This is a genomic window from Kitasatospora sp. NPDC085879, from assembly GCF_040686255.1.
Classification (GTDB): Bacteria; Actinomycetota; Actinomycetes; order Streptomycetales; family Streptomycetaceae; genus Kitasatospora.
Map to the genome: position 1 here is coordinate 154,249 of NZ_JBFBJZ010000007.1, position 14,426 is coordinate 168,674.

The following is a 14,426-nucleotide window of genomic DNA, read 5'->3' on the forward strand; positions in this document are numbered from 1 at the left end:
CGCGGCGGGCGCCTTGGTCCGCCACCACCCCGAGAGAAACGAGCAAGCGATGTCACGGAGCATCAGAGGAGCTGCGGCACGCCGGGCCGGCGGGCCGCAGCGACGGGCCGCGGCGGTGCTGGCGGCGGTGACCGCGGTCACGGTGGGCTGCGCCAGCCCGGCCGCCGCCGACGCCGGGCGGGCCGCCGCCGGGGCCGTCGTGACGCGGGCGGGACTGGCACCCGACCTGGTCGCCGGCCGCGGCGCCGACCTCGGCGTGGCCGAGCAGGAGGCGGAGAACGCCCAGAGCAACGGCACCGTGATCGGCCCGGACCGCACCGCCTACACCCTGCCCTCGGAGGCCTCCGGCCGCTCCGCGGTGAAGCTGACGCCAGGTCAGTACGTCGAGTTCACCCTGCCCGCGGCGGCGAACGCGATCACCGTGCGCTACAGCATCCCGGACGCCCCGAACGGCGGCGGCATCACCGCGCCGCTCGACGTCACGGTGAACGGCCGCAACCGCAGCACCATGACGCTGACCTCGCAGTACTCCTGGCTCTACAACCAGTACCCCTTCAGCAACGACCCGCAGGCCGGGCTGCTGCACCCCGACTGGTGGATCACCGAGTGCTCCTGCGTGCCGAGCGCCACCACCCCGGCGCCGGAGATCGCCAAGCCGTTCCGGCCCAGCCACTTCTACGACGAGCAGCGCCTGCTGCTCGGCCGCACCCACAAGGCCGGCGACACCGTCCGGCTGACCGTCCCGGCCGGCAGCAAGGCCGCCTGGACGGTGGTCGACCTGCTCGACTCCGAGCTCGTCGGCGCCCCGCACCTGAACCTCGCGGCCGCCGACGTGCTGGCCTTCGGCGCCGACCCGACCGGCCGCCGCGACTCCGCGGACGCCATCGACCGGGCGATCGCCTTCGCCCGCCGCACGCACCTGCCGGTCTACCTGCCGCCGGGCATCTTCCAGGTCAACCGGCACATCGTGGTCGACGACGTGACGATCGAGGGCGCCGGCAGCTGGTACACCGTCGTCAAGGGCCACCAGGTGGACCTCGCCACCCCGGCCCCGGACAGCTCGGTGCACACCGGCGTCGGCTTCTACGGCAAGGACGCCGCCGTGGGCGGCAGCCGCAACGTCCACCTGTCCGGCTTCGCGATCGAGGGCGACGTCCGCGAGCGGATCGACACCGACCAGGTGAACGGCGTCGGCGGCGCGATGAGCGACTCCACCGTCGAGGGCCTGTACATCCACCACACCAAGGTGGGCCTCTGGTTCGACGGCCCGATGAAGAACCTCGAGGTCACCCGCAATGTGATCACCGACCAGATCGCCGACGGCCTGAACTTCCACACCGGCGTCACCGACTCGGTGGTCTCCCACAACCTCGTCCGCAACACCGGCGACGACGGCCTCGCCATGTGGTCGGAGAAGACCGCGGACGCCCGCAACACCTTCGACCACAACACCGTGCAGTCGCCGGTGCTGGCCAACGGCATCGCGATCTACGGCGGCGCCGACAACACCGTCTCCGGCAACCTGGTCGCGGACCCCGTCCGCGAGGGCAGCGCGATCCACGTCGGCTCCCGCTTCGGCGCCGAGCCGTTCACCGGCCACCTGTGGATCACCGACAACACCACCGTCCGCTCCGGCACCCACGAGCTGAACTGGAACATCGGCCTCGGCGCGATCTGGGTCTACGCGCTGGAGAAGGACATCGCCGCGGACGTCCGGGTGACCGGGGACCACTTCCTCGACAGCACCTACAACGCGGTGATGGTGGTCGCCGACTGGCCGGTGAAGGACCTCTACAAGGTGACCGGCCTGCACTTCAAGGACATCCGGGTGGACGGCACCGGCACCTCGGTGCTCAGCGCCCGCGCGGCCGGCTCCGCGGACTTCGAGAACGTGGACGCCCGAAACGTCGGCGCGGTCGGCGTCAACAACTGCGGCACCTTCCACTTCACCCCGGCCGGTTCGGAGTTCTCGGTGACCGACCTCGGCGGCAACGACGGCGGCGGCACCACCGGCGCCTGGCTCGCCCCGTGGGAGCTGCCCAACACCATCACCTGCGACGACCGCCCGCCGGTGGTGGCCCCGCCCGCGCCGTCCGCCTGGTGACGCCGCCCGGGGACCGCTCCTGACCCCTGGACCACTCCTGAAACGCCGTCGGGGCGCCCGTCCGGATCCCCCCTCCGGACGGACGCCCCGACGGCGTTCGGGTCAGCGGGTCACCACTTGTCCCAGGAGATGTTCCAGCCGCTCAGACCGTTGTCCGGCTTCACCTGCTGGCCGACCGAGTTCTGCACGGTGACCGGGTCGCCGACGATCGCGGCGTCGTAGAACACGCCCGCGGAGGAGCCCGGCGAGCCGTCCTTCGCGGAGGTGTCCTCCAGGCCGATGCAGCCGTGGCTGGTGTTGGTGTGGCCGAAGACCCCGGGGGCGTACTTGCCGTGCACGTAGGTGCCGGTCGGGGTGAGGCGCAGGGCGTGCGGCATCTCGACCTTGTAGGCCGGGCCCTGGTGGTTGACGACGGTGGAGGAGTCCATGACGGTCGTCCCCTCCTTCGCCATGACCACCATCGTGCCGTTGAAGGTGTTCTGGGAGGCGGGCGAGCTGGCGCCGGCGCTGATCGGGATGGTGGCGTCCGGCTTGCCGTCCTCCTTGACCACCATCTGGTGGGTGGAGGCGTCCGCGACGCTGACCCGGGAGCGGCCGATGGTGAAGCTCTGGTCGCTGTCGACCTCGCCGTACACGTCCGGGGCGGTCTCGACGCTCTTCAGCCGGTAGTGCACGCTGACCTTGGTCTGCGGCTTCCAGAACTGCTCCGGCCGGAAGTCCACCCGGGTGTTGCCGAACCAGTGCGGCTTGACCACGCTGCCGTCGGACGCCTCGAAGGTGACGGCCTTCTCGACCGCGGCCTTGTTCTCGACGCCCTTCTTGAAGTTCAGCGAGACGATCATGCCGACGCCGTAGGTCTGCCCGTCCGCGATGTTGTCGTAGGGGCTCGCGCCCTTGGTGGGCGTCAGCGTGGTGAAGCTGCTCTCCGTGGTGGCCGCCACCCCGGAGGCGTCGGCGGCCTGGGCGCTCACCTTGTACTCCGTGGAGACGGCGAGGTTCTGCGAGGGCGTCCAGCCGAGGCCGTCCGGGGTGATCGTGCCCGGGACCTCCTTGCCGTCCTTGCCGGTCACCTTGACGGTGGTGAGCTTGCCGTTCGCCACCGCGATCTTGAGCGCGGTCGGCTTCACCTTGGTGGCGCCGTTGGCCGGCTCGATGCTCACCACGGCCTGCGACTTCTTCTGCTCCGCCTGCTTGTCGGGGCCCGCCGACGAACCCCCGCCGCTGCTGCTGCACGCGGTGGTCAGCACCAGTGCCCCACCGAGTACCGCCGCCGCCACGACCCTGCCTGCCGCCCGCTTCACTGCCATACCCCTTCGCCGTATTCCCCTCGTTAGACGCGCGAAGGGCTCCGGCAGTTTCGCACCCGGGCGGACTCGTCCGGTCACGAATAGACAACGGCCGCGGCGGGGTGGCGAGGATCACCCGATCGAGCGATGGGGGAAGGCTGATGGAGCAGTGCCTCTTCCGGGTGCCCGCCCAGGGTGCCCGCCCGGGTGTCGGAGCCCGGGGAGGCCCGCTCCCCGGGGCCGGCGTTCGGCGGGAAAACAGGCAGGGGGCCCGCCACAGCCGTGGCAGGCCCCCTTGGTACTGCTCTTCGTGCTCGTGAGACGGCCGGTGGCCGCCGGCGGACCCGGAGGTCCTGAGCGATCAGATCATCAAAAGAGGATCGTCAGACAGCGGTGACGTTCTCCGCCTGCGGGCCCTTCGGGCCCTGGGTGACGTCGAAGGTGACCGCCTGGTTCTCCTCCAGCGAGCGGAAGCCGCTCGAGTTGATGGCGGAGTAGTGGACGAAGACGTCGGGGCCGCCGCCCTCCTGGGCGATGAAGCCGAAGCCCTTCTCAGCGTTGAACCACTTGACGGTTCCCTGAGCCATGCCGTTCTCCTTGCGAGGGACGTATTGGAGGCCACACCGTGTGACATCCGGTCCGCTGCGCTGATCGCCCTGCCTCCGGGAAGCTCCGGAGTTTTTCGCACAGTGCTCAATCAATGCTCAATTGCGCTGAAACTGCTGAAAAACTACGAAAAGCCCGCGGTTACATGCTCCGCAGGCTTCAAGTACTGCAAGGGAAATCAAACTGCAACTGGAAGAGACGTTAGCACGGTGGAGCGGCCCCGACCAGGGGTGAACGGAGGGCGCGCCGGTGTGTCGCCCGCCTGGTGTCGGGAGCCGGAACCGGCAGGCATACGCTGCGGGGAGAGTACGAACATCAGAGGGAGAGCACGGTGACCGGTAGCGAAGCGGGCAGCTCGGCGGCGGTAAGGCCCCGGGTCGGACACATTCAGTTCCTCAACTGTTTGCCCCTCTACTGGGGGCTCGCGCGGACCGGCAACCTGCTCGACCTCGACCTCACCCGGGACACCCCCGAGAAGCTCAGCGACCGGCTGGTCGCCGGCGACCTGGACATCGGCCCGATCACCTGCGTGGAGTACCTGCGGCACGCCGAGGACCTCGTCGTCCTGCCGGACATCGCGGTCGGCAGCGACGGCCCGGTGATGTCCTGCGTGATCGTCAGCAAGGTGCCGCTCGCCGACCTCGACGGCCGCCCCGTCGCCCTCGGCTCCACCAGCCGCACCTCCGTCCGGCTCGCCCGCCTGCTGCTGGAGGAGCGCGAGGGCGTCCGGCCCGACTACTACTCCTGCCCGCCCGACCTCGACGCGATGCTCGCCCGCGCCGACGCCGCCGTCCTCATCGGCGACCCCGCCCTGCGCGCCTCCCTGCAGCAGGCCCCCAGCCAGGGCCTCGCCGTGCACGACCTCGGCGCCATGTGGAAGGACTGGACGGGCCTGCCCTTCGTCTTCGCCGTCTGGGCCGCCCGCCGCGACTACCTCGAGCGCTCCCCGGGGACGACCGCGGCCGTGCACCGCGCCTTCCTGGAGTCCCGCGACCTCTCGCTCACCGAGGCCGCCAAGGTCGCCGAGCAGGCCGCCCGCTGGGAGTCCTTCGACGCGCCGCTGCTGGAGCGCTACTTCACCGAGGCCCTCGACTACTCGCTCGGCGGCCGCCAGCTCGCCGGCATCGCCGAGTTCGCCCGCCGGGTCGCCCACGACAGCGGGTTCGCCCCGGATGTGACGGTGCGCCTGCTGGAGTCCGTGTCCGTGCCCGCGGCCGGGTAACACCGGCGTGCGGGCGCCCGGGTTGGTACTGTCCGGCGGGGCGCATCGGGCGGACGGGAGGCGGGGGCGATGGAACCACTGGGTGCTGCGGACCCGGCCAGGGTCGGTGCGTACCGGCTGCTCGGCCGCCTCGGCGCCGGCGGCATGGGGCGGGTCTACCTGGGCCGCACGGCCGGCGGCCGCACCGTCGCGGTCAAGGTGGTGCGCGGCGAACTCGCCGACGACCCCGAGTTCCGGGCCAGGTTCCGTCAGGAGGTCGCCGCCGCGAGGCTGGTCGGCGGCCGCTGGACGGCCCCGGTGCTGGACGCCGACACCGAGGGCGACCACCCCTGGGTGGCCAGCGGCTACGTGGCCGGTCCCTCGTTGGACGCCGCCGTCCGGCGGCACGGCCCGCTGCCCGTCCCGGCCGTGCACACCCTCGGCGCCGCCCTCGCGGAGGCCCTGGAACAGGTGCACGGGCTCGGCCTGGTGCACCGCGACGTCAAACCCTCCAACGTGCTGCTCGCCCTCGACGGGCCGCGTCTGATCGACTTCGGCATCGCCCGCGCCCTGGACGCCGCGACCGCCCTCACCCGCTCCGGCTACGTGGTCGGCTCGCCCGGCTACCTCTCGCCCGAACAGGCCGCGGGCGAACCCGCCGGGCCCGCCGGGGACGTCTTCTCGCTCGGCGCCGTCCTCGCCTTCGCCGCCACCGGCACCGCCCCCTTCGGCGAGGGCGTCAGCGCCGCCGTGCTGCTCTACCGGGTGCTGCACGAGGAGCCCGACCTGGACGGGCTCACCGGCCCGCTGTACGAGGCCGTCCGGGCCTGCCTCGCCAAGCACGCCGCCGACCGGCCCACCCCGGCCGCGCTGCGCGCCCTGCTGGCCCCCGGCGCCTCCCCCGCCTCCGGCGACTGGCTGCCGTCCGCCGTCTCCGCCGCCGTCGCCCGCAGCGCCGTCGGACTGCTCGACCTGGAGGCACACGACCCGGAGGCGCACGACCCGCCGGCCGTCGCCGTACCGCCCGTACCCGCAGGGCCCGCGACGCCCGTCGGAGTGCCGCACGACCGCACCCCGACCGAGCTCGACCGGCCCGCCGTCCGCCGGCCGCGCCGCCGTTGGGCCGCCCCGCTCGCCGTGCTGGCGCTGCTCGCCGCCGGAGGCGGCGGCCTCTGGTTCGCCCTGCACGACTCCGGCGAGGCGAACGGCGGCAGCCACGACGCCGCCACCGGCAGACCCGCCGGCCCGGACGGCAACAACACCCCCGGGCCGTCGGCCGCCGGCTCCTCGGCACCCTCGTCCGCGGCACCCTCGTCCGCGACGCCCGCGGCGAGCGGCTCCGGCAGCCTCCCGGCCGGCTACCTCGGCAGCTGGAAGGGCACCATCGTCACCCGCCTCGGCGGCCTTCCCAGCACCTTCCGGGTCGAGTTCACCAAGGGCCGGGTCGGCGAGGTCGTCGGCCGGACCAGCAACGCCTCCGCCTTCAGCGACACCGTCTGCCACGGCGAACTCACCCTGCTCACCGCCGGCGCCGACCGGATCGAGCTGCAGGAGCGCCCGGTCGGCAGCGACCCGCGGTGCACCGGCGATCCCGAGAAGCAGACCTACACCCCGAGCGGGCAGGGCGCGCTGCACCTGCAGGTCAGCGGCGAGGCGCTCGGCATGGACCCCTCCGGGGACCTGGCCAAGCAGGGGTGACCGGGCGCCGAAAACGGCTGGCGTAGGCTGGTTCGGTCCCGCCGTGTCCTCCGGGCCGGGGGTGCCCCGCCGCCCCTCCGGCACCGCCGTCGGACAGCCCGCCGTTGGAAAGAAAGTAGGCCCGCCAGGTGTCCGAGCAGACCCTCGACTCCCCCGCCGCCGCCGACCTGCAGGCCGTTCTCGACCGTGCGGCCGCCGGCGGTCGGATCACCCCCGAGGAGGCGCTGGAGCTGTACCGCTCCGCGCCGCTGCACGCCCTCGGCTCGGCCGCCGACGCGGTGCGCCGCCGCCGCTACGCCGGCGTCGAGCACATCGCCACGTACATCATCGAACGGAACATCAACTACACCAACGTCTGTGTGACGGCCTGCAAGTTCTGCGCGTTCTACGTCCCGCCGAAGAGCGACAAGGGCTGGTCGCGCGACCTCGACGAGATCCTGCGCCGCTGCGCGGAGACGGTCGAGCTGGGCGGCACCCAGATCATGTTCCAGGGCGGCCACCACCCCGACTACGGCGTGGAGTACTACGAGCGGGCCTTCTCCGCCATCAAGTCCGAGTTCCCGCAGCTGGTCATCCACTCGCTGGGCGCCTCCGAGGTCGAGCACATGGCCCGGATCTCCGGGGTCTCCGTGGAGGAGGCCGTCACCCGGATCCACCGCGCCGGCCTGGACTCCTTCGCCGGCGCCGGCGCCGAACTGCTGCCCGAGCGGCCGCGCAAGGCGATCGCCCCGCTCAAGGAGTCCGGCGAGCGCTGGCTGGAGATCATGGAGATCGCGCACGGTCTCGGTGTGGAGTCCACCTCCACCATGCTCATGGGCACCGGCGAGACCAACGCCGAGCGGATCGAGCACCTGCGGATGATCCGCGACGTGCAGGACCGCACCGGCGGCTTCCGCGCCTTCATCCCGTACACCTACCAGCCGCAGAACAACCACCTCAAGGGCCGCACCCAGGCCACCGTCTTCGAGTACCTGCGGATGATCGCCGTCGCCCGGCTCTTCCTCGACAACGTCGCCCACATCCAGGGCTCCTGGCTCACCACCGGCAAGGAGGCCGGCCAGCTCTCGCTGCACTACGGCGCCGACGACCTCGGCTCCGTGATGCTGGAGGAGAACGTCGTCTCCGCGGCCGGCGCCAAGCACCGCTCCAACCTCACCGAGCTGATCCACCTCATCCGGGCGGCCGGACGCACCCCCGCGCAGCGCTCCACCACCTACCAGCACCTGCGCGTCCTCGACGACCCGGCGAACGACCCGGTCGACCCGCGGGTCGCCTCGCACATCGCCTCCACCGCGATCGAGGGCGGCACCGCCCACCCCGAGCTGAAGATCCTCTCGACGAACTGATGCTGACCCTGCACCGCGCCGCCCTGCTGCTCGCCGACCCGGCCGACGCCGCGGCCCCGGCGTTCGCGGACGGCGCGGTGCTCGTCGACGGCGACCGGGTCACCTGGCTCGGCCGGTACGCCGACCGGCCAGGCACCGCCGCCCGGCTGCGCGAGTGGCCCGGCCTGCTCGCCCCCGGCCTGCTCAACCCGTACGGGGCCTGCCAGCTGGAGCGGCGCTACCACCCCGACCCGCGCGAGGACCTCGGCGAGCAGCCGCTCGTCCTCGACGTGCCGGACGAACGGCGCGGCGGCTCCGCCCGGCGCGGCCTGCAGCGGATGCTCGGCCACGGCACCACCGCGGTCGCCGGCCCCTTCGAACACCCGGCCGTCCGCACTGCGGTGGCCCGCTCCGGGCTGACCGCCGTCCCCGGCGACGGCGCCGACGGCGGCCTCGACCCGCTCGCCGGCCGCACCCTCGCCGAGGCCGTGCACCGCCCGCTGCGGGCCGGCGGCCCGGCGGACTTCGCCGTCTTCGCGGCCGCCTCGGCCACCGAACTGGAACGGTCCGGCGCGAGCTGCTGCCTGGCCACCGTGCTCGGCGGGCGGCTGCTCTACCGCGGCCGCTGACGCCCTCTCGCGCACGTTCCGCGCACCCGCACACCGTCCGGACCGGCAAAGGTCGTACAAACCGCACACATCCTGCCGTGACCTGAGGCCCCGCCAGCGGCTACGATCCCGGACAGCCCCTCAGGCGCCGTCTTGAGGGCGCCCCTCACCACCGGGCCCCCGACCGGGCCCCGGCCGCCAGGACAGGACCGATGCGACCCGCCACCGCCCCCCGCCAGCCAGCCCCCCGGCTGGGCCGAGGCTGGTACCTCGGGGCCGTGCTGAGCGCCGTGCTCGCCCTCGGCATGTGCCTGCTCGGCTGGCGGCAGGCCGACCAGGCCGACCGGATCACCGCCAACCCGGTCCGCGTCCAGGGCACCGTCACCCAGCTCCCCGGCGGCAGCGGCAGCTACAGCGAGGTCCGCTACACCGCCGAGGGCCGCAGCCTCACCGCCGCCGACCTCTGGCTGCCCGAGAGCACCAGGCTCGGCGACACCCTCTGCCTGGAGCACGCCGCCGACGACCCGGCCGCCGTCCGGGTCTGCGGCAACCGCTACCCCCAGCCCGTCGGCATCACCCTGGCCCGCACCAGCGTGCCGATCGCCCTGCTCTTCCTGGGCCTGTGCCTGGCCCGCATCCTGCGCCACCGCCGCACCCTCCCGGCCCGCACCGAGCGCGCCCGGGCCCGCACCACCGTCGTGCTGGCCGCCGAGGGCATGCCGGCGCTCACCCACGGCAAGCGCTCCCGCCGCCGGCGCAGAGGCGGCCGCCGCGCCCGGCCCTGAAAGCGTGTCCCGGCCGCCCGCGCCGGGCCGTTCCGCCGCGAAGCATCCGGCCGCCGGCGGGGTGCGCCACCCCGGGGCGCACCCGTGTCCCGCGCTGCCCGGCCCAGGGTGAACAATGGGGGCGTGACCCGAGCCTCCCTGGACAAGCAGCCCCACGAAGTCGCCGCCATGTTCGACGACGTCGCGGCCAAGTACGACCGCACCAACGACGTGCTCTCCCTCGGTCAGGCCCGCGCCTGGCGGCGGGCGGTCGCCGACGCGGTCGCGGCCGAGCCCGGCCAGCTGGTCCTCGACCTGGGGGCCGGCACCGGCACCTCCTCGCTGCCGTTCGCCGAGGCCGGCGCCAAGGTGGTGCCCTGCGACTTCTCCACCGGCATGCTCGCCGAGGGCAAGCAGCGCCACCCGGAGCTGGCGATGACCGCGGGCGACGCCACGAAGCTGCCCTTCGCCGACGCCACCTTCGACGCCGTCACCATCTCCTTCGCGCTGCGCAACGTGCAGGACACCGACGCCGCGCTGCGCGAGATGCACCGGGTCACCAAGCCCGGCGGAAAGGTCGTCATCTGCGAGTTCTCCACGCCGACCTGGACGCCCTTCCGCACCGTCTACACCGAGTACCTGATGCGCGCCCTGCCGCCGGTCGCCTCCGCGGTCAGCAGCAACCCGGACGCCTACGTGTACCTCGCCGAGTCCATCCGCTCCTGGCCCGACCAGCCCGAGCTCGCCGCCAAGCTGCAGCAGGCCGGCTGGACGAAGGTCGCCTGGCGCAACCTCACCGGCGGCATCGTGGCCCTGCACCGGGGGTTCCGCGCATAAGCGCTGGCTAGACTCATCGCAGTCAGCCGTCCGCCGTTCCAGCGCAGGAGTGTGCCCCGTGTCCGACACCGCCATCGACCTGAGCGGTACCGTCGAGAGCACCGCCGACGTCATCGTGGTCGGCGCGGGCCCGGCCGGCGCCACCACGGCGTACTACCTGGCCCAGGCCGGGCTGGACGTCCTGCTGCTGGAGAAGACCGAGTTCCCGCGGGAGAAGGTCTGCGGCGACGGCCTGACCCCGCGCGCCACCAAGCAGCTCGTCGACATGGGCATCGACGTCTCCACCGAGAACGGCTGGCTGCACAACAAGGGCCTGCGGATCATCGGCGGCGGCGTCCGCCTGGAGCTCGACTGGCCGGAGCTGTCCGCCTTCCCGGACTACGGGCTCGTCCGCAAGCGCGCCGACTTCGACGAGCTGCTGGCCCGTCAGGCCTCCAAGGCCGGCGCCCGGCTGTACGAGAACTGCAACGTCACCGGCCCGGTGCTGGACGAGCGCACCGGCCGGATCACCGGCGTCACCGCCAAGCTCGGTGACGAGAAGCGCCCGGTCGTCTTCAGCGCCCCGCTGGTCGTCGCCGCGGACGGCAACTCCACCCGGCTGTCGGTCGCCATGGGCCTGCACCGGCGCGAGGACCGCCCGATGGGCGTCGCCTACCGGACGTACTTCACCTCGCCCCGGCACGACGACGACTACCTGGAGTCCTGGCTGGAGCTCTGGGACACCCGGCACGGCCAGCGCAAGCTGCTGCCCGGCTACGGCTGGATCTTCGGCATGGGCGACGGCACCTCCAACGTCGGCCTCGGCATCCTCGACTCCTCGCCCTCCTTCGGCGACCTCAACTGGCGCGAGGTGCTGAAGAGCTGGTGCGCGAGCATGCCCGAGGAGTGGGGCTACACCCCGGAGAACATGACCGACCCGATCCGCGGTGCCGCCCTGCCGATGGCCTTCAACCGGCAGCCGCACTACACCCGCGGCCTGCTGCTGGTCGGCGACGCCGCCGGCATGGTCAACCCGTTCAACGGCGAGGGCATCGCCTACGCCATGGAGTCCGGCCAGATCGCCGCGGGCGTCATCGTCCAGGCGCTGGCCCGGGTCACCGACGCCGGTCGCGAGCGCGCCCTGCAGCGCTACCCGCAGATCCTCAAGGACGTCTACGGCGGCTACTACTCGATGGGCCGGGTCTTCGTGAAGCTGCTCGGCAACCCGAAGATCATGCAGGCCGCGGCCGAACGCGGCCTCACCCACCCGATCCTGATGAAGTTCCTGCTGAAGCTGCTCGCCAACCTGACCGACCCGCAGGGCGGCGACGCGATGGACCGCATCATCAACGGCCTCACCAAGGTGGCCCCGCGGGCCTGACGGGCCGTCCGCGCACCGCCGCTGGACAGGGAAGTTGGGCTGGCCGGACAATTCCTCCATGGCGTCAGCAGAGTTCGGGGCAGAGGTGGCCCGGCCGTCCGAGGCCGACCGCGAGCGGGCGCTCGGAGCGCTGCGCGACGGAGTCGGCAACGGGCGGCTGTCCCACGACACCTTCATGCGGCGGATGGAGCTCGTCCTCGTCGCCCGCACCCGCGCGGAGATCGACGAGGCGCTCTCCGGGCTGCCCAACGGCGGCCCGGTCGGCCGCCTCGTGCTGCGCGCCGTCGGCGGCGTCTCCGCCTTCCACGTGCGGCTGCGCCGCACCTGGCACAACCAGCAGCTGCCCGAGCTCGGTCTGCCGCAGCCCGGCCCGGCGCCGCTGCGGATCGGCCGCAACCACGGCAGCGGGCTGCGGCTGTCCGACTCGACCGTCTCCCGCACCCATGCCGAACTGCGCTACCAGGACGGCGGCTGGGTGCTGCACGACCTCGGCTCGGCCAACGGCACCTTCGTCAACGGCCGCCGGGTGACCGGCCCCGTCCGGGTCGGCCCGGGCGACCAGGTGGGCTTCGGCCGGGCCTCGTTCCGGCTCACCGGGAACCGGTGACCCAAGGCCCCGCGCCCCTCACGGGTTGCCCTGGTTCTCCCGGCGGGCGGCCAGTGAGCGGGCCTCGATCCGGGCCAGCCGCTGCTCGAACACCGCCCGGGCGTCGGGGGTGAGCGTGCGCAGGGCGACCAGGGCGCTCACCACGACGTCGCACAGCTCCTCCTGGACGTCCTGCCAGCTGTGTGTGACGCCCTTGCGCGGGTTCTGCCCGGTGGCGCCGATCACGGCCTGTCCGACCTCGCCGACCTCCTCGGAGAGCTTGAGCAGCCGCAGCAGCCGTTCCTCGCCGACGGGCAGCACGCTCGCGCCGTCCAGCCAGCCCACCAGGCGGTCGATGCTCTCCCAGTTGCTGGTCTCCATGCGGGCGGCTCCTCGGCGACGGAGGACGGGGCGGTCCTCCACCGTACGGCAGCCCGGCCGCCGCGCGTCAGGGCGTCAGCGGGGGTGGCCGGCGTCGTCCGTGGTGAGGACCTGGGTGTCGAACTTGATCTGCCAGACCGCCACCGACCCGGTGGCGTGCTCGCAGACCACCGCGCCGTCCTGCCAGGGCCCGTTGTCGTCCCACCACGGGCTGCCGTACGGGTCGCCCTGGTTGAGGTGGACGTCGTGCACGCCGAGCCCGGTGTCGAAGCGCTGGCCGAAGACGTAGATCCGGCTCGCGGCATGCAGGTACGGCTGCAGCACGTCGAGCGCGTTGTCGCCGTCGCTGGGCACCCACGGGTAGGCCCGGACGGGCAGCAGCCCGGCCAGCCGGTCGGCGAGGTCGGGGCCGAAGGCGGCCGCGCCGACGGCCGGGCGGGCCAGCAGCAGCCGCAGCCGGCGGATCAGCGCGGCGACCGCGGCGACCCAGGTGACGTCCTGCAGCATCGGGCTGCGCACGTAGTCGAGCGCGCCGGAGGAGGGGGTGGAGGCCAGCGGGTGGAAGCCGTCCGGCAGGGCGCGGACGGCGGCGATGTCGGCGGTGGTGAGGCCGTCCACCACCCGGTAGGCGACCCCGTTGTCGCTCGGCGAGTCCACGTCCAGCGCCGCGTGGTGCGGGCCTTCGGGCGTCGCGAGGGTGAGGTGGCCGTGGTACCAGTGGCCGAAGTCGTGCGAGGGGTCGCGGGTGAAGTCGAGGAAGGTGCCGGCGGCCACGCCGTAGCGGGGGAGAGGCATGGATCAAGGTTCGCGGGCCGGGGGCCGCGCGGCCAGCCGCTGAACGGGTACCGCGCCGTGGCGGCGGGGTGCCGTTCGTGAGCTTGTGAAAGAAAGGTCAATCGATCGCACCGGTGCCGCACTCGGGTGGGTGAGGTGCCTATATCACGTCTGACAGAGTGCTCAGAAATTTGCTCCGGCCGCCGCATGATTGATATAGGCGCAAGCCTCTGACCAGTCGCTTCAGAAGTGAATGCGACTGTTTGTGACCATTTGCCTTCAATGGGTGGTTGAGCCGTGGCTTGATCCCCTTGGGGGTCGTTTGTCAGGTGGCGTAGATCACAAAGATCGTTCCGAACCGCGTGTCGCAGATCACAAGCCGACGGGCATAAGATGCGCTCGATCCAGGCTTTGTGAACTGCCTCACATGGGGTTGATCTCACGGTCCGGATCACCGGATCACCCCGGCGTGACCCGGCAGTTCCTATCTGCAGTCAAGGACGACTGGACGGAGGGAGCGGGGGCTATGAATGCCTACGCGCCGATCCTCGTACTCGGTGCCATCGCGGCGGCGTTCGCGGTCGGCTCCGTCGTGATGGCCTCGCTCACCGGCCCGAAGCGCTACAACCGGGCCAAGTTGGAGGCGTACGAGTGCGGCATCGAGCCGACCCCGCAGCCGCTGGGCGGCGGGCGGTTCCCGATCAAGTACTACCTGACGGCGATGCTCTTCATCGTCTTCGACATCGAGATCGTCTTCCTCTACCCCTGGGCGGTCAGCTTCGACGCCCTCGGGATCTTCGGGCTGGTCGAGATGCTCCTGTTCATCGCCACCGTCTTCGTTGCGTACGCCTATGTCTGGCGCCGCGGCGGTCTGGAGTGGGACTGACCGCTGACTT

At 72.5% G+C, this 14,426-nt stretch carries 14 protein-coding genes; 10 read left to right on the forward strand and 4 right to left on the reverse strand.

The window, feature by feature from the left end:
• Positions 1-49: 49 nt before the first annotated feature.
• Positions 50-2,104, forward strand: coding sequence for a glycosyl hydrolase family 28-related protein (locus tag AB0P35_RS08215; protein WP_363508010.1), 2,055 nt, complete (start codon positions 50-52; stop codon positions 2,102-2,104).
• Positions 2,105-2,214: 110 nt separating this feature from the next.
• Here the strand turns inward: AB0P35_RS08215 and AB0P35_RS08220 are convergent, their stop codons facing one another.
• Together AB0P35_RS08220 and AB0P35_RS08225 are read right to left on the reverse strand one after the other, a co-directional pair.
• Positions 2,215-3,411, reverse strand: coding sequence for an Ig-like domain-containing protein (locus tag AB0P35_RS08220; RefSeq protein WP_363508012.1), 1,197 nt, complete (start codon positions 3,409-3,411; stop codon positions 2,215-2,217).
• Between the two features lie 362 nt (positions 3,412-3,773).
• Positions 3,774-3,977, reverse strand: a complete 204-nt coding sequence (locus tag AB0P35_RS08225) for a cold-shock protein (protein ID WP_095873528.1) — start codon at positions 3,975-3,977, stop codon at positions 3,774-3,776.
• Positions 3,978-4,327: 350 nt separating this feature from the next.
• On the opposite strand from AB0P35_RS08225, the gene AB0P35_RS08230 reads away from it, so the two are divergent.
• The 8 genes from AB0P35_RS08230 to AB0P35_RS08265 all read left to right on the forward strand — a co-directional run bounded on the left by AB0P35_RS08230 (position 4,328) and on the right by AB0P35_RS08265 (position 12,396).
• The gene (locus AB0P35_RS08230; protein WP_363508015.1) at positions 4,328-5,218 is read left to right on the forward strand and encodes a menaquinone biosynthesis protein; all 891 of its coding nucleotides are present in this window, start codon (positions 4,328-4,330) and stop codon (positions 5,216-5,218) included.
• A 69-nt stretch (positions 5,219-5,287) separates the two neighbouring features.
• Positions 5,288-6,895 (forward strand): serine/threonine-protein kinase, encoded by a 1,608-nt coding sequence (locus tag AB0P35_RS08235; protein WP_363508018.1) that lies wholly within the window; start codon positions 5,288-5,290, stop codon positions 6,893-6,895.
• 128 nt (positions 6,896-7,023) lie between these two features.
• Positions 7,024-8,241: a cyclic dehypoxanthinyl futalosine synthase gene (gene mqnC / locus AB0P35_RS08240; protein WP_095873525.1), complete on the forward strand. Its 1,218-nt coding sequence runs from the start codon at positions 7,024-7,026 to the stop codon at positions 8,239-8,241.
• On the forward strand, positions 8,241-8,849 hold the full coding sequence (locus AB0P35_RS08245; protein WP_363508021.1) for a hypothetical protein: 609 nt from the start codon (positions 8,241-8,243) through the stop codon (positions 8,847-8,849). Before mqnC ends, AB0P35_RS08245 begins: the two co-directional genes overlap by 1 nt.
• Positions 8,850-9,040: 191 nt before the next feature.
• Positions 9,041-9,613: a hypothetical protein gene (locus AB0P35_RS08250; protein WP_363508024.1), complete on the forward strand. Its 573-nt coding sequence runs from the start codon at positions 9,041-9,043 to the stop codon at positions 9,611-9,613.
• Between the two features lie 123 nt (positions 9,614-9,736).
• Positions 9,737-10,429, forward strand: a complete 693-nt coding sequence (locus AB0P35_RS08255; RefSeq protein ID WP_363508027.1) for a demethylmenaquinone methyltransferase — start codon at positions 9,737-9,739, stop codon at positions 10,427-10,429.
• 49 nt (positions 10,430-10,478) lie between these two features.
• A complete protein-coding gene (locus AB0P35_RS08260; protein WP_363508030.1) occupies positions 10,479-11,789 on the forward strand; it encodes a geranylgeranyl reductase family protein in 1,311 nt (436 codons plus the stop codon).
• A 58-nt stretch (positions 11,790-11,847) separates the two neighbouring features.
• Entirely contained in the window at positions 11,848-12,396 is a 549-nt protein-coding gene (locus tag AB0P35_RS08265) for a DUF1707 and FHA domain-containing protein (RefSeq protein ID WP_363508033.1), read from the forward strand.
• Between the two features lie 18 nt (positions 12,397-12,414).
• On the opposite strand, the gene AB0P35_RS08270 is transcribed toward AB0P35_RS08265, so the two are convergent.
• Both AB0P35_RS08270 and AB0P35_RS08275 read right to left on the reverse strand, forming a co-directional pair.
• Positions 12,415-12,756 (reverse strand): MazG-like family protein, encoded by a 342-nt coding sequence (locus AB0P35_RS08270; RefSeq protein WP_363508036.1) that lies wholly within the window; start codon positions 12,754-12,756, stop codon positions 12,415-12,417.
• Positions 12,757-12,831: 75 nt separating this feature from the next.
• Entirely contained in the window at positions 12,832-13,551 is a 720-nt protein-coding gene (locus tag AB0P35_RS08275; RefSeq protein ID WP_363508039.1) for a DUF2278 family protein, read from the reverse strand.
• Positions 13,552-14,056: 505 nt separating this feature from the next.
• Between AB0P35_RS08275 and AB0P35_RS08280 the strand changes: the two genes are divergently transcribed.
• Complete coding sequence (locus AB0P35_RS08280; protein WP_095873518.1) at positions 14,057-14,416, forward strand: NADH-quinone oxidoreductase subunit A; 360 nt, start codon at positions 14,057-14,059, stop codon at positions 14,414-14,416.
• The last annotated feature ends 10 nt before the right edge of the window (positions 14,417-14,426 follow it).